25 protein-coding genes are annotated in these 24,723 nt (G+C 64.9%); 8 read left to right on the top strand and 17 right to left on the bottom strand.

From position 1 onward, the window contains the following. Window positions 1-66: 66 nt before the first annotated feature. Window positions 67-837: a RadC family protein gene (radC, locus tag ABWV23_RS09880; protein WP_353347287.1), complete on the top strand. Its 771-nt coding sequence runs from the start codon at window positions 67-69 to the stop codon at window positions 835-837. Here radC and ABWV23_RS09875 read toward each other — a convergent pair. The 3 genes from ABWV23_RS09875 to secA form a co-directional block, all read right to left on the bottom strand. Beyond that, a complete protein-coding gene (locus ABWV23_RS09875; RefSeq protein WP_353347286.1) occupies window positions 830-2,389 on the bottom strand; it encodes a phosphate ABC transporter substrate-binding/OmpA family protein in 1,560 nt (519 codons plus the stop codon). The two genes, radC and ABWV23_RS09875, sit on opposite strands and share 8 nt — an antisense overlap. Window positions 2,390-2,413: 24 nt before the next feature. Continuing rightward, window positions 2,414-3,400, bottom strand: coding sequence for a hypothetical protein (locus ABWV23_RS09870; protein WP_353347285.1), 987 nt, complete (start codon window positions 3,398-3,400; stop codon window positions 2,414-2,416). 101 nt (window positions 3,401-3,501) lie between these two features. Continuing rightward, complete coding sequence (secA, locus tag ABWV23_RS09865; protein ID WP_353347284.1) at window positions 3,502-6,216, bottom strand: preprotein translocase subunit SecA; 2,715 nt, start codon at window positions 6,214-6,216, stop codon at window positions 3,502-3,504. 173 nt (window positions 6,217-6,389) lie between these two features. On the opposite strand from secA, the gene ABWV23_RS09860 reads away from it, so the two are divergent. Genes ABWV23_RS09860 through mutT form a run of 3 tightly spaced genes read left to right on the top strand, consistent with a single transcriptional unit; the run spans window position 6,390 to window position 8,863 of the window. After that, on the top strand, window positions 6,390-7,238 hold the full coding sequence (locus tag ABWV23_RS09860; protein ID WP_353347283.1) for a peptidylprolyl isomerase: 849 nt from the start codon (window positions 6,390-6,392) through the stop codon (window positions 7,236-7,238). Window positions 7,239-7,241: 3 nt separating this feature from the next. Then, a complete protein-coding gene (gene argJ / locus ABWV23_RS09855) occupies window positions 7,242-8,468 on the top strand; it encodes a bifunctional glutamate N-acetyltransferase/amino-acid acetyltransferase ArgJ (protein WP_353347282.1) in 1,227 nt (408 codons plus the stop codon). Next, window positions 8,465-8,863 (top strand): 8-oxo-dGTP diphosphatase MutT, encoded by a 399-nt coding sequence (gene mutT / locus ABWV23_RS09850; protein WP_353347281.1) that lies wholly within the window; start codon window positions 8,465-8,467, stop codon window positions 8,861-8,863. Before argJ ends, mutT begins: the two co-directional genes overlap by 4 nt. 403 nt (window positions 8,864-9,266) lie before the next feature. On the opposite strand, the gene infB is transcribed toward mutT, so the two are convergent. The 6 genes from infB to pip form a co-directional block, all read right to left on the bottom strand. Beyond that, entirely contained in the window at window positions 9,267-11,747 is a 2,481-nt protein-coding gene (infB, locus tag ABWV23_RS09845) for a translation initiation factor IF-2 (protein ID WP_353347280.1), read from the bottom strand. Between the two features lie 5 nt (window positions 11,748-11,752). Beyond that, window positions 11,753-12,376 (bottom strand): RNA-binding protein, encoded by a 624-nt coding sequence (locus tag ABWV23_RS09840; RefSeq protein WP_353347279.1) that lies wholly within the window; start codon window positions 12,374-12,376, stop codon window positions 11,753-11,755. 23 nt (window positions 12,377-12,399) lie between these two features. Continuing rightward, the gene (gene nusA, locus ABWV23_RS09835) at window positions 12,400-14,031 is read right to left on the bottom strand and encodes a transcription termination factor NusA (RefSeq protein ID WP_353347278.1); all 1,632 of its coding nucleotides are present in this window, start codon (window positions 14,029-14,031) and stop codon (window positions 12,400-12,402) included. Beyond that, the gene (gene rimP, locus ABWV23_RS09830; protein ID WP_353347277.1) at window positions 14,031-14,621 is read right to left on the bottom strand and encodes a ribosome maturation factor RimP; all 591 of its coding nucleotides are present in this window, start codon (window positions 14,619-14,621) and stop codon (window positions 14,031-14,033) included. The genes nusA and rimP overlap by 1 nt, the downstream gene beginning before the upstream one ends. 182 nt (window positions 14,622-14,803) lie before the next feature. Further along, a complete protein-coding gene (locus ABWV23_RS09825) occupies window positions 14,804-15,640 on the bottom strand; it encodes an ABC transporter substrate-binding protein (protein ID WP_353347276.1) in 837 nt (278 codons plus the stop codon). Next, window positions 15,637-16,614 carry a prolyl aminopeptidase gene (pip, locus tag ABWV23_RS09820; RefSeq protein ID WP_353347275.1) on the bottom strand — a complete coding sequence of 326 codons (978 nt, stop codon included), beginning with the start codon at window positions 16,612-16,614 and terminating at the stop codon, window positions 15,637-15,639. The genes ABWV23_RS09825 and pip overlap by 4 nt, the downstream gene beginning before the upstream one ends. Before the next feature lie 48 nt (window positions 16,615-16,662). Here pip and ubiG point away from each other — a divergent pair, with 48 nt between their 5' ends. Continuing rightward, entirely contained in the window at window positions 16,663-17,409 is a 747-nt protein-coding gene (gene ubiG, locus ABWV23_RS09815; protein WP_353347274.1) for a bifunctional 2-polyprenyl-6-hydroxyphenol methylase/3-demethylubiquinol 3-O-methyltransferase UbiG, read from the top strand. 7 nt (window positions 17,410-17,416) lie between these two features. Here ubiG and ABWV23_RS09810 read toward each other — a convergent pair whose 3' ends face one another. The 4 genes from ABWV23_RS09810 to ABWV23_RS09795 are packed head-to-tail and all read right to left on the bottom strand — an operon-like array spanning window position 17,417 to window position 19,750. Continuing rightward, window positions 17,417-17,863, bottom strand: a complete 447-nt coding sequence (locus tag ABWV23_RS09810; protein WP_353347273.1) for a MarR family winged helix-turn-helix transcriptional regulator — start codon at window positions 17,861-17,863, stop codon at window positions 17,417-17,419. A 12-nt stretch (window positions 17,864-17,875) separates the two neighbouring features. Next, the gene (locus tag ABWV23_RS09805) at window positions 17,876-18,706 is read right to left on the bottom strand and encodes a carbon-nitrogen hydrolase family protein (protein ID WP_353347272.1); all 831 of its coding nucleotides are present in this window, start codon (window positions 18,704-18,706) and stop codon (window positions 17,876-17,878) included. Next, the gene (grxC, locus tag ABWV23_RS09800; RefSeq protein ID WP_353347271.1) at window positions 18,703-18,963 is read right to left on the bottom strand and encodes a glutaredoxin 3; all 261 of its coding nucleotides are present in this window, start codon (window positions 18,961-18,963) and stop codon (window positions 18,703-18,705) included. Before grxC ends, ABWV23_RS09805 begins: the two co-directional genes overlap by 4 nt. A gap of 34 nt (window positions 18,964-18,997) precedes the next feature. Then, the gene (locus ABWV23_RS09795) at window positions 18,998-19,750 is read right to left on the bottom strand and encodes a double zinc ribbon domain-containing protein (RefSeq protein ID WP_353347270.1); all 753 of its coding nucleotides are present in this window, start codon (window positions 19,748-19,750) and stop codon (window positions 18,998-19,000) included. On the opposite strand from ABWV23_RS09795, the gene ABWV23_RS09790 reads away from it, so the two are divergent. Then, complete coding sequence (locus ABWV23_RS09790) at window positions 19,744-20,562, top strand: methyltransferase domain-containing protein (RefSeq protein ID WP_353347269.1); 819 nt, start codon at window positions 19,744-19,746, stop codon at window positions 20,560-20,562. The two genes, ABWV23_RS09795 and ABWV23_RS09790, sit on opposite strands and share 7 nt — an antisense overlap. 55 nt (window positions 20,563-20,617) lie before the next feature. After that, window positions 20,618-21,655, top strand: a complete 1,038-nt coding sequence (hemH, locus tag ABWV23_RS09785; protein ID WP_353347268.1) for a ferrochelatase — start codon at window positions 20,618-20,620, stop codon at window positions 21,653-21,655. A gap of 88 nt (window positions 21,656-21,743) precedes the next feature. Here the strand turns inward: hemH and ABWV23_RS09780 are convergent, their stop codons facing one another. Together ABWV23_RS09780 and ABWV23_RS09775 are read right to left on the bottom strand one after the other, a co-directional pair. Then, window positions 21,744-21,926: a hypothetical protein gene (locus tag ABWV23_RS09780; protein ID WP_353347267.1), complete on the bottom strand. Its 183-nt coding sequence runs from the start codon at window positions 21,924-21,926 to the stop codon at window positions 21,744-21,746. Window positions 21,927-22,065: 139 nt separating this feature from the next. Beyond that, on the bottom strand, window positions 22,066-22,674 hold the full coding sequence (locus ABWV23_RS09775; protein WP_353347266.1) for a L,D-transpeptidase: 609 nt from the start codon (window positions 22,672-22,674) through the stop codon (window positions 22,066-22,068). 171 nt (window positions 22,675-22,845) lie between these two features. Here ABWV23_RS09775 and dalA point away from each other — a divergent pair, with 171 nt between their 5' ends. Continuing rightward, window positions 22,846-23,361 (top strand): divisome-associated lipoprotein DalA, encoded by a 516-nt coding sequence (dalA, locus tag ABWV23_RS09770; RefSeq protein ID WP_353347265.1) that lies wholly within the window; start codon window positions 22,846-22,848, stop codon window positions 23,359-23,361. Between the two features lie 13 nt (window positions 23,362-23,374). Here the strand turns inward: dalA and ABWV23_RS09765 are convergent, their stop codons facing one another. Both ABWV23_RS09765 and ABWV23_RS09760 read right to left on the bottom strand, forming a co-directional pair. After that, window positions 23,375-23,872 (bottom strand): L,D-transpeptidase family protein, encoded by a 498-nt coding sequence (locus ABWV23_RS09765; RefSeq protein ID WP_353347264.1) that lies wholly within the window; start codon window positions 23,870-23,872, stop codon window positions 23,375-23,377. A 56-nt stretch (window positions 23,873-23,928) separates the two neighbouring features. Continuing rightward, window positions 23,929-24,720: an ion transporter gene (locus ABWV23_RS09760; RefSeq protein WP_353347263.1), complete on the bottom strand. Its 792-nt coding sequence runs from the start codon at window positions 24,718-24,720 to the stop codon at window positions 23,929-23,931. Window positions 24,721-24,723 lie beyond the last annotated feature (3 nt).

Genomic DNA, 24,723 nt, shown 5'->3' with positions numbered 1-24,723 from the left:
GCGAGAATGACAGCCATGGCGAGCGGCGTTAACCCGGCGTTTACCGGACCCCGGCATGGTTTTCCGATGACTGATCGGCACGCCTTCGACGACGCCTCCGGCGCCCTCTTCACCCCGGACGAGGCACCGGAACTGCCGTTGCCCTCGGGGCGACTGCCCTCCTATATCCGCGATCACCGGCAACGGTTGCGCGACCGCTTCATGACCGGCGGCGCCACCGCGATGCCCGATTACGAGTTGTTGGAGTTGCTGCTGTTCCGGTCGATCCCGCGCCGCGATGTCAAGCCGCTGGCGCGCGCCCTGCTGGATCAGTTCGGTGATTTCAACCGGGTTCTGGCTGCCGCGCCAGAACGGTTGGGAAAGGTCAGCGGGATCGGCCCGGCGGTGATCGCCGACCTGAAGATCGTCGAGGCCGCCGCCCACCGAATGGCGCGCGCCAGGGTCCTGAAACGCCACGTGATTTCAAGCTGGGACGCGGTTCTGGACTATTGCCGGACCACGATGGCCCACCGGGATACCGAGCAGTTCCGCGTGCTTTACCTGGACACCAAGAACACGCTGATCGCGGATGAGGAGCAGGGGCGCGGCACCGTCGATCATGTTCCCGTCTACCCACGCGAAGTGGCCAAACGGGCTCTGGAGCTGAACGCCTCGGCCCTGATCCTGGTGCACAATCACCCGTCGGGCGATCCCAGCCCGTCGGACGCCGACATCCGCATGACCGAGCAGATCGACAGGGCCTGTGGCGCGCTGGGAATCACCCTGCACGACCACCTGATCGTCGGCAAGTCGCGCGAAACCAGCTTTCGGGCCGAGGGCTATCTCTCGACTATCTGACCCAGACCTCGACCCGCCGGTTCACCTGGCGGCCCCAATCGCTGTCGTCGCAGGCCATCGGCAAGGCCTCGCCAAAGGCCTCCACCGCCATGTCGACGCGCGGCTCGTCCGGGGTCTGCAGCGCTTGGCGCACCGCGTCGCGCACCGCCTCGGCCCGACGCGTGGCAATCCGCTTGTTCCCCGCCGCCGGTCCCTGTCCATCACTGAAGCCGACGAACAGCAGCGTGCTCGAATCATAGGTTCCGATCTCGATGGCGCGGGCAAGCTGGGCGATATTGGCACGCGATTGCGCGTCGGGCCGGGTCGATCCGGTCTCGAACCGGAAGGATGTCGACAGCCGCGCCAACGGCCCCAGCGTCCCGATCATACGCTGCAACTCGTCCAGCGGGATCTCTTCCCCGGCGGTCGCGATGGCGTTGGCCAGCCGATCGCCCTGGACGTTGACACCGATGCGCTCGGGCGCCTGGTCGACGAACCCCGCGCGCCGGATCACGATCTGCGCCGCCGGGCTTTGTACGTAGAGCAGGAATTCCCGCGCGACCTTGGGCAGCCGCCGCGCCGGAAGATAGAGGAACATCGGTGCGGTCAGCGGGTAATCCTCGGTCTTGATTGTGCGCCGGCTGGCAGCAAGCGAAAAGCCGCAGCTTCCAGTCAGCGTCAGCGCCCGCGCCGCGCCGGTTTCGGAAAAACTGGCGATGCCGATGGCAAAGGGGTCGGCACTAACCGCGCGGGCCAGGTCACTGCTGCGCGCGTGGCGCTGAACCTGCTCGGTCAGCGCCAGCTTTGCCGGCCGCAACAGACGGTCCTCCACCGCCTGCGCCAACCCCGAGCCGGCGGCGGGCAGATGCAGGTCGATCGGCGCGTCGGGCCCGCCCAGCTCTGACCAGTTGGCAATCTCGCCGGCAAAGATCCGGGCCAGCTCGGGCGTCGAGATGCGGCGCAGCGGATTGCCCGGCGCCACCACCGGCACCATCGCATCCAGCGCCAGAACGCGGCTGCGGTTGCCATCGGTCATATCACCCATACCGGCCTCGAAGGCGCGACGGCGTTCCTCCTTGCGGATCTCGCGCATGGCCATGACGACATCGGCCTCGTTGGCCAGCAGGTCGGCAAAACCCTCGTCGGTGGTGCTGACGCGAAAGGTGAAATAGGCCATCGGCTTGCCGCTCTCCGGGCGCAGCAGGCCATAGCGGAAATGGGTTCCGTCCAGGGTTTCGCGGGACGCGCGCCATCCGTTGCGCAGGGCAAACCCCTCGACCAAAGCCGGCAACAGCACCTCGGCCATGGTCGATGACCCCGACAGCGACAGCTCGGCCACGTAATCGGTCAGGCTGGGGCATCCCGGCCCGTCGCAGGACACGCCCGAACCATCCACCGTGAGTTCGCCGAACTTGGTATCGACACGATAAAACTCGCCATCGAACCCCAGCAGGGTGCCGGAGATCTCGACCGCGCCGTCGGGCGAGGTCAGCGTGACATCCTGGGCCAGTAGTGGACGGCAATGCGAAAAAAGAATGAGTGCGGCGATTGCCGCCGCACGAAACCAGCTCATGTGAAACCTTGATTTGACCGCGAATTACTTGGCAGCGATCTTCAGGTCATCGAGCAGATTATTCAACACCAGAAAATCACCAACCGCGGTGCATCCGGGCACCGTCAGGTCAAGCGCGCGGGTCTGCATGCGATCAGTACCCTTGCGCTCGAGCAACTGGGCGGAAATGTCGCGTCCGCAATTGTCGGCGTTCACCTCGGCCTCGACGCTCAGGGCGATGTCGCCGCTGCGGTCGGCAGCGGCCGCCGGAAAGGTATAAACCTCGGCCAGAAGCGGCGAGAGGGCATCATCTGTCCCCAAACGCACGACGGTTCCGGTGGTACGATCGCCGGCCGCCTTCGGATCAGCCCCCGACCAGACGTGGCCCGGCTCGCCATAGCTGGCCCCGAATTCGAGCGCGTGGATCTGGAACCCCGCCTTGCCCTGCCATTGCAGGACGATCCGGTCGAAATCCGCGATATCCGGCACATGGGTGGTGGCGACGGCGCCCTCTCCGTTGTCGAAGGCGGCAATGAACACCGCCCGCTCGGCCAGTGCCGGCACGGTGACGTCAAGGGCGCCATCCTCATCGGTGATGGCGGTAAAGGTCATGCCGTTGTGGTGCACCACCAGCCGGGAATTTCCAAGGCAAGGCGCCGAAACCGCGAGATCCACCGTCGCCATCGGGCCGGGCGTTGCCAGGGCGGTCACGGCGCAGCCCAGGCTGGGCACCTCGGGATCCTTCGGGGTTGCCGGCAGCGCGGCAGCCGGCGCCGGGTCCGGCACTGCGGGCGCGGCGGTCAGCGCGATCTTCTCGATGTCCAGTGGCGAGATCTCGGCGGTGCGCAGGGCACCGGGGCGCGGCGACAGCTGGGGTCCGCCCTCGGGCGTCGGGGCGGCCGGTGTATCCTGGGCCGCGACCGGGGCGGGCGCGGGGACCGGGACCGGCTGCGTGCTCTGCATCACGTGGCCGATGCCCAGCGCACAGGCCACGGTTCCGCCGGCCAGGCCAATCATACGCAATCTGGACATCACACCCTCCGTCACCATTCAGGTCACGTCAGATGTGCCCTTGAAACGCGGCCATGATGTGGCCGCGGGTGGGAGTCATTCTGGCAACTTCGTGTCGCGGGTCAGCTCAGGCGCCCGTGACAATGCTTGAATTTCTTGCCGCTGCCGCAGGGGCATTTCTCGTTCCGGCCCGGATTGCCCCAGGTGCTTGGGTCATCCTCGACGAACCCGGGGGCGGCGCCCTCCGGGGTGGCGGCGGCCTCGCCGGTGACCTCGGCCTCGGCGACGTCGGCCTGCTTCTGAAGCTGGGCCTCCTGCGCGGCCATCTGCGCCAGCATCTGGTTCTGCTCCTCGGAGGTCAGCGGACGCACGTGGGCCAACTGCTGGGTCACGGTTTCACGCAGCCCGTCGAGCATCCCCTCGAACAGCTGGAAGCTCTCGGTCTTGTATTCGTTCAGCGGATCGCGTTGGGCATAGCCCCGGAACCCGATGACCGACCGCAGGTGTTCCAGCGTCACCAGATGTTCGCGCCACTTGGTGTCGATGGTCTGCAACAGGACCTGCTTTTCGATCTGGCGCATGTTCTCGGCGCCGAAGTCGACCGCCTTTTTCGCCATCATCTCGTCGCTCGCCTTGATCAGGCGTTCGCGGATCTCCTCGTCGTCGACCCCCTCTTCGGCGGCCCATTCCATCACCGGCACGTCGAGGCCCAGCTTTTCCAGCACCTGGGCATAAAGCCCCTCGGTGTCCCACTGGTCGGCATAGGTCTTCGGCGGCATGTGGGCGTCGATCAGGTCGTCGATCACCTGGTGGCGCATGTCACCCGCGATGTCCGACAGATCGTCGGCGGCCATGATCTCGCGCCGCTGGGAAAAGATCACCTTGCGCTGATCGTTCATCACGTCGTCGAACTTGAGGATGTTCTTGCGCATGTCGAAGTTGCGGCCCTCGACCTTGGCCTGGGCCCGTTCGAGCGACTTGTTGACCCAGGGGTGCACGATGGCCTCGCCCTCTTTCAGGCCCAGCGTCTTGAGCACCTTGTCCAGACGCTCGGAGCCGAAGATGCGCATCAGGTCATCTTCGAGGCTGAGATAGAACACCGTGCGGCCCGGGTCACCCTGACGGCCGGAACGGCCGCGCAGCTGGTTGTCAATCCGGCGGCTTTCGTGGCGCTCGGAGGCGATCACGAACAACCCGCCGGCCTCGATCACCTTTTGCTTTTCCGCGGCGTGCTTGGCTTCTTCAGAGGCGCGCAGCTCGGCCGGGTCGGCATCCGGGTTCTGCTCCAGCGCGGCCATCACCTTCATGTCGATGTTGCCGCCAAGCTGGATGTCGGTGCCGCGTCCGGCCATGTTGGTGGCGATGGTCACCGCGCCCAGCCGACCGGCGTCGGCGACGATCTCGGCCTCGCGCTCGTGCTGGCGGGCGTTCAGCACATTGTGCTTGATCCCGGCCTGTTCGAGCATCTTCGACAGCACCTCGGATTTCTCGATCGAGGTGGTGCCGACCAGAACGGGCTGGCCTTTTTCGTGGGCCTCGCCGATCGCTTCGATGATCGCCTTGTATTTCTCGGCCGTGGTACGGAACACTTGGTCGTCTTCGTCGATCCGGGCGATCGGGCGGTTGGTGGGCACCTCGACCACGCCAAGACCATAGATCTCGGCGAATTCCTCGGCCTCGGTGATGGCGGTGCCGGTCATCCCGGCAAGCTTGTCGTACAGCCGGAAGAAGTTCTGGAAGGTCACGCTGGCCAACGTCACGTTCTCGGGCTGGATCTCGACGTGTTCCTTGGCCTCGATGGCCTGGTGCAGCCCCTCGGACAGGCGGCGTCCCGCCATCATCCGGCCGGTGAACTCGTCGATCAGGACCACGTCGCCGTCGCGCACGATATAGTCCTTGTCCTTGTGGAACACCTTGTGTGCGCGCAGGCCCTGGTTGACATGGTGCACGATGGTGGTGCTTTCCGGGTCATAAAGGGTCTGGCCCTCTTCCAGCAGACCGCGAGCGTGCAACTGCTGTTCCAGGAACTCGTTGCCCTCTTCGGTAAAGGTCACGCCGCGGGTCTTTTCATCCAGCTCGAAGTGCTCGTCCGACAGCAGCGGGATGATCGCGTCGATGGTGGAGTACAATTCGGACCGGTCGTCGGCGGGCCCCGAGATGATCAGCGGCGTGCGCGCCTCGTCGATCAGGATACTGTCGACCTCGTCCACGATCGCGTAGAAGTGATGCTTCTGGAACAGATCCTTGAGCTCCGACTTCATGTTGTCGCGCAGATAGTCAAAGCCGAACTCGTTGTTGGTGCCATAGGTCACGTCGGCTTCATAGGCGCGGATCTTGTCCTGCGCCCCCATGCCGGACCAGATCACGTCGGCCCGCATGCCCAGGACCTCATAGACCTTGCCCATCCATTCGGAGTCCCGCTTGGCCAGGTAGTCGTTGACCGTGACGACATGCACACCCTTGCCCACCAGTGCGTTGAGATAGGCAGGGAAGGTGGCGACCAGCGTCTTGCCCTCGCCGGTCTTCATCTCCGAGATATTGCCCTGGTGCAGGAAGATTCCGCCCATCAACTGGGTGTCAAAGGCGCGCAGGCCCAACGCCCGCCGGGCGCCCTCGCGCACGTTGGCAAAGGCCTCGGGCAGCAGGTCATCCAGGCTCTCGCCCTCCTGCGCGCGCTTGCGCAATTCCTCTGTCTTATCCTTGAGCCCCTGGTCGCTGAGGGCCTCGAACTCGGGCTCCAGTGCGTTGATTTTCTCGACCAGCGGGCGTGTCGCCTTGATCTTTCGGTCATTCGGCGTGCCGAAAACCTTTTTGGCGAGTGTTCCGATACCCAGCATGTCTTCTCCAGCGGCTCTGACTCTTCGTGGTTTTGTCAGGCTTGTCCGCCCTGCGCACAACCCATAGATACGGGGGGAAAGACGGTCCTGACATCGGCCTTAAGGCGATGTAAGGGGCGGTTGAAACGGTGTCAACGCCGCGCCCGGTCGCGGTTCAATGATAGGATGAATCAATGCCCAAAGGTCTCACTTTCCTGCCCGCACTGGCGCTTGCCGCCGCGTTGGCGCTCCCGGCCCATGCCGAACAGCCCACCGCCGAGACGGTTGTCGCCCGTGTCAACGGCCAGGAAATCAAGCTGGGCCACGTGGCCATTGCCCGCGCGACGCTGCCGCAACAGTACCAGCAGCTTCCGCCCGAGGTCCTCTATGACGCCATCGTCGAACAGCTGATCCAGCAAAGCGCGCTGCAACAGGCCTTTGGCGACGATGTTCCGCAACGGGTCGCGCTGTCGCTTGAGAACGAACGGCGCCAATTGCTGGCCGGCGAAGAGATCGAAAAGATCATGGCCGGGGCCGCCAGCGACGCGGATCTCAAAGCCGCCTATGATGCCGCCTATGGCGAGGGTTACGAAGCGCGCGAGTACAATGCCGCCCATATCCTTGTCGAAACCGAGGAGGAGGCCAAGGCGATCAAGGCCGAACTGGACGGAGGCGCCGATTTCGCCGCGCTGGCCAAAGAGAAATCGACCGGCCCCTCCGGCCCCAACGGCGGCGACCTGGGCTGGTTCGAAAAGGGCATGATGGTGCCCGCCTTCGAAGAAGCGGTCATGGCGCTGGAACCGGGCCAGGTGTCCGCCCCGGTCCAGACCCAGTTCGGCTGGCATGTGATCGTGCTGAATGACTCGCGCCTCAAGGAGCCGCCGGCATTCGACGACGTGCGCGAGGAACTGGCCGGTGAGCTGCGCCAGAAGGCCGTCGCGGACCACGTTGACTCGCTGGTGGCCGCGGCCACGGTCGAGCGCCCCGAGATCGAGGGACTGGAGCCCGGCGTGATCGCAAACCCGGACCTTCTGGAGAACTGAGCATTGGCCAAGATAGACCAGGTTTCACCGCTCGCGCCCGCCGGCTTCCCGACCTTGCCGCAGATCGGCGGCGTACGTTTTGCCGCCGGGGCGGCCGGGGTACGCTATCAGGGGCGTGACGACGTCATGTTGGCGGTCCTGCAACCGGGCACCGCGGTGGCCGGGGCCTTCACCCGCTCGGCCACCCGCTCGGCCCCGGTTCTGGATTGCCAGTCCAAGCTGGGCGGGGCCGCTGACGGGCCGGCGGCGATCCTGGTCAATTCCGGAAATTCCAACGCCTTTACAGGACATTACGGTCAGGCCTCGGTCTCTGCCATCACCGCCGCCGTGGCCAAGGCCACCGGGGTGGCACCCGAGCGGGTCTTTACCGCCTCGACCGGCGTGATCGGAGAACCGCTGCCGCATGACCGAATCCTTGCCAAGCTGGACGATCTGAACGCGGCGCTCAGCGCCGAGGCCATCGAACCCGCCGCGCGAGCGATCATGACCACCGACACCTTTGCCAAGGGCGCCTGCGCCACGCTGGAGATCGACGGCACCCCGGTGAACATTGCCGGCATCGCCAAGGGCTCGGGCATGATTGCACCGGACATGGCAACGATGCTGGTCTACATCTTCACCGATGCCGCCTATGAGCAGGCCGCGCTTCAGGCACTGTTGTCGAAACACACCGATACCACGTTCAACTGCATCACCGTCGACAGCGATACCTCCACCTCGGACAGCCTGATGCTCTGTGCAACGGGCGCGGCGGGCGTGGACGCCACCGGAAACACCGCGTTCGAAAACGCGTTGCGCGGCGTGATGCTGGATCTCGCGCAACAGGTCGTTCGCGATGGCGAGGGGGCGACCAAGTTCGTCGAGGTCCGCGTGACGGGCGCCGCCAGTGATGCCGATGCGAAGGTTCACGGCCTGTCCATCGCGAACTCGCCGCTGGTCAAGACCGCCATCGCCGGCGAGGATCCCAACTGGGGCCGGGTGGTGATGGCTATTGGAAAATCCGGCGCCGCCGCCGACCGTGACCTGCTGACCATCCGGTTCGGCGATATCCTGGTGGCGGAAAACGGCTGGGTCTCTCCCGACTACCGGGAAGACGATGCGGCGGCCTACATGAAGAGGCAGGAGCTGGTGATCGCGGTCGACCTCGGCTTGGGCAAGGGACAGGCCACCGTCTGGACCTGTGATCTGACCCACGGCTATATCGAGATCAACGCGGATTACCGGTCGTGAAAACACTTCTGGTCTCTGCCGTTGCCCTGATCGACGTCGACGGTCGGGTGCTGCTGGCGCAACGGCCCAAGGGCAAGTCGATGGCTGGCCTGTGGGAGTTTCCCGGCGGCAAGGTCGAGCCCGGCGAAACCCCCGAGGCGGCGCTGATTCGCGAACTCGAGGAGGAACTTGGCATCGACACATGGGCCTCCTGCCTGGCGCCGCTGACCTTTGCCAGCCACGGATACGGGGATTTCCACCTGCTGATGCCGCTGTTCGCCTGCCGAAAATGGAACGGCCAACCGCGCGCGCGCGAGGGGCAAACCCTCAAATGGGTGCGGGCGCGCGACCTGCGCGATTACCCGATGCCACCGGCGGATCTGCCTCTGATTCCGATTCTTCGCGACTGGCTATAGGCGCCTGTGCGAACAGGGCGGCCCCCAACCACAACGACAAAAATTGCGTCAGGGGGACCTGAATGCATGTATTTTGTAGATTATGACAGGTTGTTGCACAATATATGATCGTTTTGTGAGTAGGTGCATTCGGTATTTATGGTGTATCATGAGGGCAGCGCAATCGCTTGAGGAGGAACTGACATGCTTCGGACCATCACAGTAGGAAGCTGTGTTTCGGTACAAGGTGTTTTCGTTCGGTCATTGCCGGGTGGCCGGATCGCAGTTCGAGTTGGCCAGAAGGTTTACCAAGGCAAGCCAGTCAAGACCGCCGCCTAATCGGCATACGCTTCCAGTCACGAAAAAGGGGACCGCGCTGACGTGCGGTCCCCTTTCTTTTTCCTGATCCGGTCCGCAACCCGAATCACTCCAGCGTGCGGGTCACTTCCTCGCGCTCGAAAATCTCGATCACGTCGGCGGGGCGGATATCGTCGTAGTTCTCGAAGGCCATCCCGCATTCCTGCCCGGACTGAACCTCGGCCACCTCGTCCTTGAAGCGCTTCAGCGTCTTCAGCGTGCCCTCGTGGATCACCACGTTGTCGCGCAGCAGACGCACACCTGCACTGCGGCGGGCGACACCCTCGGTGACCAGACAACCGGCAACCTTGCCGACACCGGTGACCTTGAACACTTCCTTGATCTCGGCATAGCCGATGAACTTCTCGCGCACCTCGGCCGACAGCAGGCCGGAGGCCGCCGCCTTCACGTCATCCACCAAGTCATAGATCACCGAGTAGTAGCGGATCTCGACGCCCTTCTGGTTGGCCGCGTTGCGGGCCGGAGCATTGGCGCGGACGTTGAAGCCGATCACGGGCGCGCCCGAGGCTTCGGCCAGGCCGATATCGGTCTCGGTGATGGCACCGACACCCGAGTGCAGCACGCGCACGCGCACCTCATCGTTGCCGACCTTTTCCAGCGCCTGGACGATCGCCTCGGCAGAACCCTGCACGTCGGCCTTCACCAGAACCGGCAGCTCGGCGACGTTCTCGTCATCCTTGGCCTTCTGCATGAGCTGTTCAAGAGTGGTCGCCGCACCAGCCGCAGCACGCTTTTCCTTGGCCTGTTCGTGGCGGTACTCGGCGATCTCGCGGGCCTGCGCCTCGGTTTCGACCACGTTCAAAACGTCGCCGGCCTCGGGCGTGCCGTGCAGGCCCAGAACCTCGACCGGAACCGACGGGCCGGCATCCTTGACCCGTTCGCTGCGGTCGTTCTCCATCGCACGGACCTTGCCGTACTGTTCGCCGACGACAAAGATGTCGCCCTGATGCAGCGTGCCCTGCTGAACCAGAACCGTGGCGACGGGGCCACGGCCCACGTCAAGCTGAGCCTCGATCACCGCACCCTGGGCGGCGCGATCCGGGTTCGCCTTCAGCTCGAGAATCTCGGCTTGCAGCGCGACCGCTTCCAGAAGCTCGTCCAGGCCCTGGCCGGTCACGGCCGAAACCTCGACGTCCTGCACTTCGCCGGACATCTTCTCGACGATCACCTCGTGCTGCAGCAGCTCGGCGCGCACCTTGTCGGGATCGGCGGCGGGCTTGTCGATCTTGTTGATCGCCACGATCATCGGCACACCGGCCGCTTTCGAGTGGTGGATCGCCTCGATGGTCTGCGGCATGACCGAATCATCGGCCGCCACCACCAGGATGACGATATCCGTCACCTGCGCCCCGCGGGAACGCATCGAGGTAAAGGCCGCGTGGCCCGGCGTGTCGAGGAAGGTCAGCTTTGCGCCGTCCTTGGTCTTCACCTGGTAGGCGCCGATGTGCTGGGTAATCCCGCCGGCCTCGCCGCTGGTCACGCTGGTATCGCGGATCGCGTCGAGAAGCGATGTCTTGCCGTGGTCGACGTGGCCCATGATCGTGATGACCGGCGGACGCGACTTGAGATCCTCGGGGTTGTCCTCGACCTCCTTGATCACGTCCTCGACATCGGCATCGGAAACGCGCACGACCTTGTGCCCGAATTCCTCGATGATCAGCTCGGCGGTATCGGCGTCGATGGTCTGGTTCTGCGTGACCATCATGCCCATGTTCATCAGCGATTTGACCACGTCGGCGACACGCTCGGCCATGCGGTTGGCCAGCTCGCTGACCACGATGGTCTCGGGCAGTTGCACGTCGCGGACGACCTTTTCACGCTCGACGGCGCCACCCATGGCCTTTTGCCGGGCGCGCTCCTGCTTGCGCTTCATCGCGGCCATCGACCGCTGCCGACCGCCCTCACCGCCCGAAAGCGCCTGGTTCAGCGTCAGCTTGCCGGACCGGCGACCGCCATCGTCGCGGCCCTTGCGCGGGGTGCGGCTGGGCTGCTCGCGATCGGTCTTGCGCGGGGTCTGTTGCGGCGCGGGCTTGCCACGGGCCGGTCCCGGCGCTGCCGCCGGTTCTGCCGGCGCGGCGGCGGCCTTCTTGGCGGCCTCTTCGGCCTCCTGCTTCTTGCGAGCCTCGTCCTCGGCTTTCTGGCGGGCGCGTTCCTCGGCCTCGCGCTGTTCGCGCTCCTTGGCCTCGGCTTCGGCCCGACGGCGCTCACGATCCTCGGCGCGCTTACGCTCCGCTTCCGCGCGCTCACGGGCCTCGTCGACCTCGCGCGCCTTGGCTGCCTGAAGCGCCTTCAGCCGGCGTTCCATCTCGGCATCGGAAATGCCTGCGGGGCGACGCGACGGATTGCCGGCCTTGGCAGATCCGCCACCAGCCGCTTTGGCCGGGCCCGGTTTGGGCACGACGACGCGCTTGCGCTTGGTTTCCACCACGACGTTCTTGGTCCGGCCGTGGCTGAAACTCTGCTTCACGTTCCCCGGACGGGACCCGCTACGCAAACCCAAAGTCTTTTTGCCGTCATTATCGCTCATAAAGCTTATTTTCCTTCCCGGCGGCCGGTGCCGCCGTCCGTTTCGCGCATTCCACGCAAGCGTTGCGCTTCCTCTACAACACGTTTGCCGAGTCCACCAGAGGCCAGCGCTGCATGTATCACAGTTTCACGACCAAAGGCCATTCCCAGCTCATCCGCCGTCAGCCAGCCGATGTATCGGCCGAAGTGCGGCGTGCTGAGCTTCGATTTCCCGCGTCCTGATCCGTCAATCGCCTGGATCAGGACCTCGGCATCTTCTCTGTCGAGCCAGGCTTTCACCTTTTCATAGCCCGCCACCGCCGCGCCGGACTTGCGCGCCAGGCTGATCAGGTCGACCACCCGGCGGGCCAGTTGCCGTTCCACGGCATCGGTCAGGTCCGGTGGCACCCTGACCTTGTGCTTCAGTCCACGGGCGAACAGGTTCTTGTCCGCCGCCCGTTGCAGGGCGTCCCGATCGGCCGCTACATAGACGCCACGACCCGGCAGCTTGCCCAGGATATCGGGCACGATCACATCGTCGGGCCCGGCCACGAAACGGATCAACCCGTACTTCGGCTGCACCTCGCCGGTGGCGATGCATTTCCGTTCGGGACCGTCCTGCCGGTCTTTCGAGGCGCCACCGCGACTCATGTCGAACCCCACGGGGCCTGGGATCAGGCCCCGGCCTCCGTGCTTGCTTCGATTTCGTCGTCACCCACCTCGGCTTCGGCGTCCTCTGCCGCAAGCTCCTCGGGATCAACCCAGCCAAGCTGGATACGTGCTGTCATGACCAGGTTCTGAGCCTCTTCCAGCGACACGTCGAAAGGTTCGAGAATGCCGTCATCCTTGATCCGCTCGCCATCGACGGTGGTCCAGCCACCGGCCAGCTCCCAGTCCGCGCAGGTTGCGAAATCTTCCAGCGTCTTGACGTCGTCCTTGGCAAGCGCCTCGATCATCTGGGGTGTCAGGCCGTCGAATTCAACCAGGCTGTCCTCGACACCCAAGGCACGGGCGTTTTCCAGTGCCGCCTTGGCCTGTGCCTCGAGGTAATCGCGCGCCCGGGCCTGAAGCTCCTCGGCGGTGCCCTCGTCGACCCCGTCGATCACCAGCAGCTCGTCCTGCTCGACATAGGCCACCTCTTCGAGGTTGGTGAACCCTTCCGAGACCAGCAACTGGGCAAAGAACTCGTCCAGGTCCAGCGTTTCCATGAAGAGGCCGGTGCGCTGCTCGAATTCCTTCTGGCGGCGCGCGCTTTCCTCTTCCTCGGTCATGATGTCGATGTCCAGCCCGGTGAGCTGCGACGCCAGCCGCACGTTCTGGCCGCGCCGGCCGATGGCCAGGCTCAGCTGCTCCTCGGGAACCACGACCTCGATCTTGCCGGCTTCCTCGTCCAGCACCACCTTCGACACCTCGGCCGGCTGCAGCGCGTTGACTAGGAAGGTCGGCATGTCCTCGGACCACGGGATGATGTCGATCTTTTCACCCTGAAGCTCGTTCACCACGGCCTGAACGCGGCTGCCGCGCATCCCGACGCATGCGCCGACCGGGTCGATCGAGTTGTCATAGGAGATCACGGCGATCTTGGCGCGGCTGCCCGGATCGCGGGCCACGGCCTTGATCTCGATGATGTTGTCGTAGATCTCCGGCACTTCCATCTTGAACAGCTCGGCCATGAACTCCGGCGCGGTGCGCGACAGGAAGATCTGCGGCCCGCGCGGTTCGCGGCGCACGTCCTTGATGAAACAGCGGATGCGGTCGTTCGGGCGATAGCTTTCGCGGCCGATCTTCTCGTTGCGGCGCAGGATGCCCTCGCCGGCACCCACGTCGACGATGACGTTGCCGTATTCCTCGCGCTTGACGACACCGTTGATGATGGTGCCGGCGCGGTCCTTGAATTCCTCGTACTGGCGGTCCCGCTCGGCTTCGCGCACCTTCTGCAGGATCACCTGCTTGGCCGACTGGGCGGCGATCCGCCCCATCTCGACCGGCGGCACCTCTTCGACGAACTCGTCACCGACCGCGGGGTCGGCCATGTACTGCTTGGCCTGCTCGACGGTCATTTCCGCCTGGTAGTTTTCCAGCTCTTCGTCTTCGACCACGGTGCGAACGCGGGTAAAGGTGGCACGGCCGGTCTTGCGGTCGATCGAGACGCGAATGTCCATCTCGGCGCCATAACGGCTCTTGGCCGCGCGCGAGAGGCTCTCTTCCATCGCCTCGATCACCAGGACCGGGTCGATCATCTTTTCACGGGCCACCGCTTCGGCGGTCTGCAAAAGCTCAAGCTGGTTTGCGGAAGTGATTGCCATCACATGTCCTCCTCAACGGACCCTTCGGTCTCGATTTCGTCGAATTTGTCTTCGTCCAGGTCGCCGGCGGCCTTGCGCTGACGCAGCATTTCCTTGATCAGCTCGTCGGTCAGGACCAGCTTGGCGTCGCTCAGCCAATCGAAATCCAGCCCGATCGTCACCGCTTCGCCATTCTGGTCGATGTTGACCAGAACCTCGTTGCCTTCGACCCCGGCCAGCACGCCCTTGAAGCGGCGGCGGCCGTCGATCAGCTCGGTGGTTTCCAGCTTGGCCTCATAACCCTCGAAGGCCTCGAAATCCTTCAGCCGCGTCAGCGGCCGGTCGATGCCGGGGCTGGACACCTCCAGCGCATAGGCGTCGAGGATCGGATCCTCGACATCCAGAACCGCGCTGATCGCGTTCGATATCTCGGCACATTCGTCCACCTCGATGCCGCCGTTGGGCCGATCGGCCATCACCTGCAGCGTGGTGGACTTGCCGGACATTAACCGCACGCGCACCAGTTCGAACCCCAGATCCTCGATCGCGGGGGTGATGATCTCGGCCAGGCGCCGGTCAATCGCGGCCTTTGCTATCAACTCGTTGTTCATATCGTCCAAGCACAAAAAAACGGGCGCGCGGCCCGTCACAAGATTCCGGTGGTGCCCCAGGCCAGAGCCTGACGCGCCGCTGTTGAGGGGCATATACGCCGCATCCCCCGAGTCTTCAACCCTTCTCTTTCAGGCTGCGCGGATTCCCGGCGATCCGGCCGGATTTCAGCACGCGGCGACCGTCACCCGATCCACCACCGCTCGGCGATGCGGCCATCGTCAAGCGGCGCCTGGCGGCCGATCACCCGGGGAACACCGACGCCGCGATGGGCGGCCAGCGCGATCTCCTCGACCGAGGGGTGATAGCGGAACTCGCCCCGCCCCAGCAGCCCCGCGGGCGCCGGAAGCGCCGCCACGTCGACAAACCCGTCGCGCAGCGCCTCGGCGCGCACGGATTCGTCGGGAATCACCAGCACCTCGATGCTGTCGGCCCAGCCGGCGCGGCCGGCCTTGTAATGCCCGTCCACGCGGGCGGCGCGGAAATGCCGGCCCGCCTGCGCCTGTTCCACGCGATAGGCGCCGGTGCCCACCACCCGGTCAAGCGGCACGTCAATCTCGCCCCCGGGGCCGACGATCCGGCCCGGCGCCGCCAAGTGATAGGGCAGGTGCGGATTGCCCTCGGCCAGTTCGATGCGCAGCGATTTCGGCCCGGTGACCTCGACCCGCACCACGCCCGGCACATCCCAGGCCTGCACCGAGGCCACGGCATCCGCCGCGCCCAGCGCCCGCCCGTCGTGAAAGGCGACATCGCCGCGCAGCTCGAATCGCCAGTCGCGCGCATCGGCGCCGCCGTGCCAGATCTCGGCCAGTTCTGGGCGCAGCACCCCGTCCGGGCCGATCTCGGTCAGCCCGTCAAAAACCGCACCGCGCGCCACCTGCTCCAGGCTGCCGTCGCGCGGCACCGCAAGGCGCAGCCGTCCGCCCGGTCGCGGCGCGGCCTCCAGCGACACGCCGGTCGCCGCCAGAAGGGCAGCCGCCGCACCCGAGGTGAACAGCGCGCGTCGGTCCAGACGTGTCATGTCATCGACTCCGAGATCCGATCCATCACCCGCACCAGTTCGGAACTGATTCCGGGCTCGGACAGAGCATGCCCCGCATTGCGCACCATCTTCAACTCCGCCATCGGCCACAGCTCGTTCAGCTTCCAGGCCGCGCTTGGCGGACAGATCATGTCATAGCGGCCCTGAACGATGGTTCCGGGGATATGAGAGATGCGCCCGACATTGGCCAGGATCTGGCCGTCGAACTCCAGGAACCCGGCATTGACGAAGTAATGGTTTTCCAGCCGGGCAAAGGCACGCGCGTAATGGCCGGGGCTTTCGCCCGAGCGGCCATTGGAATGGATCGAGGCCAGCGCGTTTTCCCAGGCCGACCAGGCGCGGGCGAACCTGGTCTCTTCCGCCAGATCGCCCGAAAACAGCCTCCGATTGTACGCCGCGATCATGTCGCCACGCTCGTTCTCGGGAACAGGGGCCACGAAGCGCGCCCAGGTCTCGGGCCAGAATCGCCCGGCGCCGCCACCATAGAACCAGTCCAGCTCGCCCTGCGTCATCAGGAACACGCCGCGCAACACCAGCTGCGTCACCCGCTCGGGATGGGTCTCGGCATAGATCAGCGCCAACGTCGCCCCCCAGCTGCCGCCAAAGACGATCCACGCCTCGATCCCCAGCAGCACCCGGATCCGCTCGATATCCGCCACCAGGTGCCAGGTGGTGTTGTCGGTGACCGAGGCATGCGGCCGCGACCGCCCGCAGCCGCGCTGATCGAACATCACCACGCGGTAGACCGCCGGATCGAAATACCGCCGCATCGCCGGGCTGCATCCGCCCCCCGGCCCGCCGTGCAGCACCACGACGGGAATGCCCCGCGGGTTGCCGCTTTGCTCGACATAGATGCTGTGGCCCTGCCCGACATCCACCATCCGCTGATCGAACGGCTCGAACGGCGGATAAAGATACTGAACTGCGCGCTTTTGATCCGGGAATTTGTCCATTACAGCCCTATATAACCTCTGAGAATAAAAGATCGAATGGTGATCGGAATGCAAGCGTCTCAAACCACGGTGGACCCGTCTGAAATCGCGAAATTCGAGGCGATGGCCGCTGAATGGTGGGATCCGGCGGGCAAGTTCAAGCCCCTTCACATGCTCAACCCCTGCCGGCTGGACTATATCACCGGCCAGATCGCCGGTGAATTCGGCCGCGACATCTCGGCGCAGCATCCCTTTGAGGGGCTTCGGATCCTCGATATCGGCTGTGGCGGCGGGCTGCTGTCGGAACCGATGGCGCGACTGGGCGCGACGGTGGTGGGCGCCGACGCGGCCGAGGGCAACCTGCCCGTCGCGCGCATCCACGCCGAGCAATCCGGGCTGAAGATCGACTATCGCCACACCACCGCCGAGGCGCTGGCCGCGGCCGGGGAACAGTTCGACGTGGTGTTGAACATGGAGGTGGTCGAACATGTGGCCGACCCGCTGTCCTATCTCACCGCCTGCCGGCAACTGCTGAAACCCGGTGGTCTTCACATCTGCTCGACCATCAACCGCAATCCGAAATCCTTCGCCGTCGCCATCCTCGGGGCCGAGGTGGTGATGCGCTGGCTTCCGCGCGGCACCCATGAGTGGTCCAAATTCATCACCCCGGACGAACTATTCGAGCTGCTGAAGAACTCGGGCGTGGAGCCGGTGGACCGCAAGGGATTCGTGTTCAACCCGATCGGCTGGAGCTGGAGCATCTCGGACCGCGACCTCAGCGTGAACTATGTCACGGCAAGCGTGAAACGGGGCTGACGCCCCGCTATTCGCCCTGCTCCAGTTTGACTCGCAATTCGCGCAACACCGGCAGCACGGCGCGCACCTTGTCCCCGCCTAATTCGCCCACCACCTGGTTGATCATCGGGGCAATCGCCGCGACAGCTTGGTCGCGCGCCTGCTTTCCCGCCGGGCTGATCGCCACCATCTTGCGCCGCGCATCGTCCCAATCGGGGCGGATGTGCACGTAGCCCGCCCATTCCAGCTTGGTCAGCGTGTTGGTCATCGCCCCGCGGGTCACGTGAAAAGTATCGGCCAATTGCGCCGGGCTGCGTTCGTCCTGCACGAAGATGAGGTGGTTGAGCACCGAGAAATGCGAAATCTCCATCCCCTTGGGCAACACCCGGCTGAGCCGGTTGCGCAAGAGCTGGTCGGCGGTCAGCAACTCGCTGAACAGGGCCACCGCCAGGGGAGTGTTGCTGTCTTCGGTCATTCGGCTCTGCGGTTACGGACCGTGAAAGTCCCGGATATGGCTCAGCGAGGGCACCTTGGCACGGGCATCCTCCACCAGCGTCCGGTCCATGTCAAAGACGTGAATGCCCGCCTCGGTCCCGCCATCGACCAGGACCTCGCCCCAGGGCGAGATCGCCATGCTGTGCCCATGGGTGCGCCGGGTCTTGCCCCGGGTTGTCGGATGGGTTCCGGTCTGGGCCGGGGCCAGCACGAAACAGCCGGTCTCGATGGCACGGGCGCGCAACAGCGCCTCCCAATGCGCCGCACCGGTCACCGGCGAAAAGGCCGCCGGAACGGTCAGGATCTCGGCGCCGGCGCGGGCCAGCGCCTGGTGCAGGTGCGGAAAGCGGACGTCATAGCACACCGTCATTCCCACCGCGCCGAACGGGGTCTGGGCCAGAACCGCGCGATCACCGGGCCGGAACCCGTCGGATTCGCGATAGGTCTCTTCCGGCGTGACCTGCACGTCGAACATGTGGATCTTGTCATAGCGCGCGCGGATGCCGCCATCCGGCCCGATCAGGAACGACCGGTTGGCAAACCGCCCGTCGGGATCGTCGGTTTTCAGCGCCAGCGACCCGATCAACAGCCAGATGTTCAACTCCTCGGCCTGCTGGCGCAGCGCGGCGAGCGTCGGGTCCTCGGATTCGGGACGCAGCACCTCGTTCTGGTGCGTGCGGCTGGCGGACAGGCAGTTGGTCACCTCCGGCGTCAGGACGAATTCTGCCCCCTCCGCCGCCGCCTCGGCCAGCATCCACTGGACCTGGCGCAGGTTGTCGCCCGGATCGTCGCCCGAGGTCATCTGCGCCAGCGCGGTCCTCATGACGCCGCCAGCAGCGGATCGAGCTTGCCGCCCTGCTCCAGCGCGTAAAGCTCGTCGCAGCCGCCCACATGAGTTTCCCCGATGAAGATCTGCGGAACGGTGCGACGGCCGCCCGCGCGCTGAATCATCTCCGGCTTGCGGTCCGGGCTGGCCCAGACATCAATCTCGGAATAGCTCACGCCCTTCTGGTTCAGAAGGCGTTTGGCCGCGTGGCAAAAGCCGCACATGGGAGAAGTATAGATCTCGACCGGTTTCATATTTGATCCTCTATAGGCGTCACTTGTGGTGGATTTAGTCATCCTTTGCAACGCGCGCCAGTACCACGACATCGACCGCCCCCGCTCCGGCGTCGTGACAGGCCCCCGCGCAGGCCGCCAACGTCGCCCCCGAGGTCATCACGTCATCGACCAGAAGCACCGGGCGCCCGGCCATCCGGTGCCGCCGTTTCGGATGCGCCGCGATCGCCCCGCTCAGGATCTCCAGCCGCTCCTCGGCGGTCACATCCTCGAGCTTGCGGGTCCGGCGGGTGCGAATCAGCAGATCGGGGCAATGATCCGCCCCGACCTCCCGCGCCAAGGCCACCGCCAGCAGCGCCGCCTGGTTACAGCGTCGCCGCAACAGCCGGGTCCGATGCAGCGGCACCGGCGCGATCAGGGTTCGCGCCTCGATCATCGGCCGTGCCGCCCGCGCCAGCCAGGCCCCCGCCGGGCGGGCGATATCGGGCCGGTCCCCGTGTTTCAGTGCCAGGACAAGCTGCCGCGCCCGGTCGGCATAAAGCATCGCCGCCCGCCCTTGGCGCCAGGGCCGCGGGGTCTGCATGCAGTCGTCACATTCGATTCGATGGCCATCCACCGCCCCCAGCAGCGGAATGCCGTACCCCTCGCACACCGTGCCGCCGATGAATGGGGTTTCACGCCAACAGACACTACACAAGCCGAAATCGCTCTCGACCTGGGCGCCGCAGCCAAGGCACCGGGGCGGATAGATCAGTGCGACTGCGGTTTGAATCCCCGCGCGCAACAGCCTAGTTTGGACCCATGACATCCGCGCCCCCCCTGTTCGACAGATCCACCCTGTCCGCCCGCCGCGCCCGCGCCAGCGACGCCAGCCTGTTCCTGCACCGCGCCGCGCTGGACGAAGCTCAGGATCGCCTCTCGTTGGTTAAGAGAACCTTTACGGCACCTGCCATCGTTACCCCGTTTCCGGCCCTGTGGCAGCCCGCCTTTCCCGGTGCACGCATGGTGGCCGACGACGACACACTCGACCTTGCCCCGGGCGCGCATGACCTGGTGATCCACGCCATGTGCCTGCACATGGCCAACGATCCGGTCGGCCAGCTGATCCAGTGCCGCCGGGCGTTGAAGGAGGACGGGTTCCTGCTTGTCTTCCTGCTCGGTGGTGAAACCCTGAACGAGCTGCGCGCGGTGATCGGCCAGGCCGAAACCGAGATCACCGGCGGGCTGTCGCCCCGGATCGCCCCGATGGGCGAGATCCGCGACCTCGGCGCACTGCTGCAACGCGCCGGCCTGGCGCTGCCGGTGGCCGACAGCATGGCGCTCACCGCCGAGTACCGCGACCTGACCCAACTGATGCACGACCTGCGCGGCATGGCCGAGACCAACGTGCTGACCGGCCGGCTGCGCCGCCCCACCCGGCGCGCCGTCTTTGCCCGTGCCGGCGCGCTGTATGCCCAGCATTTCAGCACGCCGCAGGGGCGGTTGCGCGCCACCTTCGAACTGGTCGGCCTGACCGGCTGGGCGCCCTCGGACAGCCAGCCAAAGCCGCTGCGCCCCGGATCGGCGCAGGCGCGGCTGGCCGATGCCCTCAACACCATCGAAAACCCGCTCCCGGATTGACGAAAGACCGTTTCCCGTTATCTGAGCCCTTGACCGCCGCAATCAGGATCGCCCCATGACCGACGCCGCCCGCCCCGCCGATCACCCGCAGATCCCCGCGCCGAAAACCGGCGTCCTGCTGGCCAACCTCGGCACGCCGGATCATTATTCCTACTGGCCGATGCGCCGCTACCTAGGCGAATTTCTCTCGGACAAGCGGGTCATCGACTACCCCGCGTGGAAATGGCAGCCGCTGCTGCAACTCATCATCCTGACCAAGCGGCCGTTTTCCAGCGGCGCGGCCTATAAATCGATCTGGAACGAAGCCCTGAACGAAAGCCCGCTGATGACGATCACCAAGGCGCAGACCGCCAAGATCGCCGCCGCGCTCAAGACCCGGCACGGCGACGGGGTGATGGTCGATTTCTGCATGCGCTACGGCAACCCCTCGACCCAGTCCAAGGTGCGCGAGATGGTGGCGGCGGGCTGCCAGCGCATCCTGTTTTTTCCGCTTTATCCGCAATACGCCGGCGCCACCTCGGCCACCGCCAACGACCAGTTCTTTCGCGCCCTGATGGACGAGACCTGGCAACCCGCAAGCCGCACGGTGCCCGCCTATTTCGACCACCCCCGCTATATCGACGCGCTGGCCCGGTCGGTCGAGCGGGCCTATGGCGGGATGGCGCGGAAACCCGACATCCTGGTCTGCTCCTACCACGGCATGCCGCTGCGCTACCTGATGCAGGGCGACCCCTATCATTGTCAGTGCCAGAAAACGACGCGCCTGCTGAAGGAACGGCTGGGCTGGGCCGACAGCGACCTTGTCACCACCTTCCAGTCGAAATTCGGCCCCGAGGACTGGCTGAAACCCTATACCGTCGAGCACGTGGCAGAGCTGGCGAAACAGGGGAAAAAGAACATCGCGGTGATCGCGCCCGCGTTCTCGGCGGATTGCATCGAGACGCTGGAAGAGATCAACGAAGAGATCAAGGACAGCTTTGAAGAGGCCGGCGGCGAAGCCTTCACCTACATCCCCTGCCTCAACGACGACGACGCCCACGTCGAGGCGCTCTGCGCGGTCATCGACGAGAATCTGTCAGGCTGGGTGGTCTGACGCCGGCGGTTCGCATCCACCGTGCCCTGCGCAACAAAAAAGGCGGCGGGAAACCCCACCGCCTTCTTTGAATTCGTATTGCTATGACTTAGCTGCTTGCGACAGCCGCGCCAACGAGCACCAGCAGCAGAAGCGGCAGCAGGATGCCCGACGAAGAGCTGCTTGCTTCTTCGACGATGACAGGTGCTTCAACGATCGGCTCAGCCAGGGTGCCGGCAGAAGCGGACGAAGCGGCGGCGGCCAGGGCAGCAGCGAGAACGAGTTTCTTCATGTTAACCTCCAGATTTTGCGCAAACCTCCAATGCGAGCTTGCGCACCTAAGTCTTACCTCGTGGATTTTTTTAAGCAGCTAACCGCCCGGAATGCAAACTCTTGTTTGAGATTTTCGCGCTTGCAGCGTCGTTATGTCGTCAAATAAGCAACACTTGCGTGCCCACCTTCGCAAAGCCGAACAGTTCGGAAATATGTTCGTTGTACAGCCCGATGCAGCCGTTGGACGACCGCCGCCCGATCTTGCGCGTGTCATGGGTCCCGTGGATGCGATAATATTTCCAACTTAGATACAATGCGTGCGTTCCAAGCGGATTGTCCGGGCCCGGCGGGATAAAGTCCGGCCACTCGGGATTCCGCTTTTTCATCGAGGGGGTCGGTGCCCAGCTGGGCCCCACCACCTTGCGGATCACGCTGGTGCGCCCGCGGCGGGTCATTTCGTCGGTAAGCGGCACGCTCGACGGATACAGCTTGTAGGTCGTATGGTCCTCGGACCAGTAGTGCAGCGCCCGCGACCTCGTGTCGACAAGGATCGCCCCGTTGCGCAGGCTGCTGAAATACGGCTTCCAGCTCAGCGACCGAAAGCTCGAGATATTGCGGCGTACCGGCGGTTCCGGCTCCGGCGGCGGGCGCAGCGGATCGTATTCCGCCGCCTCTTCGGTGGTGGCCAGGGCCGGCGTGCCGATCAGGGCCGCGCTTCCGGCCAGGAACGCCCTTCGGCTGGGCGTCAGGAATGAGGATTTCGACATAACAGATCAACCCTTGTTCATTTGTCCCCAATGGCGGGCATGATATGGCGTGAATGCCGCAGTCGCAAATCAAACCGTTCAAATTCACCTGATCGGTCGCCTTCTCCGTTTGCGCTGGCCACGGCGGCGCGGTAAGCGCTAGGGAAACAACAATTGTCAGGGTGGACGACCGTGCGTTTTTTCTCGCTTTTGCTTGCCGGATTCCTGGTCCTTGCAGCCTGTGACTCGGGCTATGACACGCAAAGCACAGGGGCCAGCGCCAGCGGCCTTTCGACCAAGGTCTACCGCATCCGTCAGGGCGACACCTCCAAGGTGCAGTACCGGATGCTCGATTCCGTCAACGCGTTGCGCACGGCGGCCGGCGCCGCGCCGGTCAAGCTGGACGCGCGCCTGACGGCCGCCTCGGCGACGCATTCGCGCGACATGTCGGTGCAGAACCGCCCCTGGCACTTCGGCTCCGACGGCTCCTCGCCGCTCGACCGGGTGCAGCGCGCCGGATACGACCGCGACATGCTGGGCGAAAACATCTCGGAAACCTACGAGACCGAGCTTGAAACCCTCGCCGCCTGGATGGAAGAGCCGGGAACGCGCGCCGTGATCCTTGAGAAACGCGCGACCGACATGGGGTTTGCCTGGTTCCAGGAACCCAACGGCAAGATCTGGTGGACGCTGATCATGGGCGGCTGACCGGCCCGCCCGGTCACGCCCTGAGCGTGATCGGCGTGCCGTCGCGGACCATGGCGTAAATGAGCTCGATCTCGCGGTTCTTGACCGCGATGCAGCCAGCGGTCCAGTCCGCCCCCTTGGGCCGAAAGGCCACCGGCTCACCGTGAATGAAGATGTCGCCGCCCGGCGATTTGCCCATCGCCCGGGCCCGGGCCACGTCCTGCGCGTTCGGATAGGAGATCCCCAGCGAGAGGTGGAACTCGCTGTTCGGGTTGCGCCGGTTGATCAGATAGGGCCCCTCGGGCGTCTTGCCGTCGCCCTCGACTTCCTTGTGGCCCTCGGGCGCAAACCCCAGGTCCACCTTGTACGCTTCGAGAATCTCGGTGTGGTGCAGCAGGTACATGCTGCGCGCGCCCTTGTTCACCACGACCGAGGTCACCTCGGGCCCGCGATAGGACAGGAACTTGCTGCTCGAACAGCCGGCCACGGCAAGGGATGCGGCGGCCCCGATTGTAAATGTACGTCTCTTCATCTTGCGGTCTCTGCCTGTATGTCCCGAAACTACCCTTTGAGGGCGATTTTTCATAATCACTTTTTGTCGGATGACCCCGAGAGATCGGCCAGTTTCTCATCAATCGCCGCGAGCCGCGCCATCACCTCGTCGCGATAGGCGTCGGTGCGGTCGCCGGCCTCTTGCTGGTGCGCGTCCTGCATCGAGTTCACGATCAGACCCACCAGGAGGTTCACCACCGCAAAGGTCGTGACCATGATGAAGGGTACGAAAAAGACCCAGGCATGGGGATGCACCTCCATCACCGGCCGCACGATCCCCATCGACCAGCTCTCCAGCGTCATGATCTGGAACAGCGAATAGGCACTCAGCCCCAGCGTGCCGAACCAGTCCGGGAACTCCGGCCCGAACAGCTTGGTGGCGATCACCGACCCGATGTAAAAGATGATCGCCATCAGGAAGAACACGCTGCCCATGCCCGGCAATGCGGTGATGAACCCCTCGACCACGCGCCGCAGCCGCGGCGCCACCGAGATCACCCGCAACACCCGCAGGATCCTCAGCGCCCGCAGAACCGACAGCCCCTGCGCCCCCGGCACCAGCGAGATGCCGACGATGAAGAAATCGAACAGGTTCCAGCCAAAGGTGAAGAACCGCCAGTTCTGCGCCGCCATCTTCATCGCGATCTCGACGACGAAAATCGCCAGGCACAGCTTGTCCAGCGCCTCAATCACCGGCCCGGCCCGCATCATCAGGTTGTTCGAGGTTTCCATCCCCAAAAGCACCGCGTTGACCACGATCACCCCGGTGATGAACTGCCCGAAACGCGGGTTCTCGAGAAAGCGTTCGAGTCGGGTCCTGAAAAACATCCC

It is taken from the genome of Aquicoccus sp. SU-CL01552 (genome assembly GCF_040365005.1).
GTDB lineage: Bacteria > Pseudomonadota > Alphaproteobacteria > Rhodobacterales > Rhodobacteraceae > Antarcticimicrobium.
The sequence above is the reverse complement of the archived record's forward strand: the minus strand, read 5'-3'. Positions and strand labels throughout refer to the sequence as shown.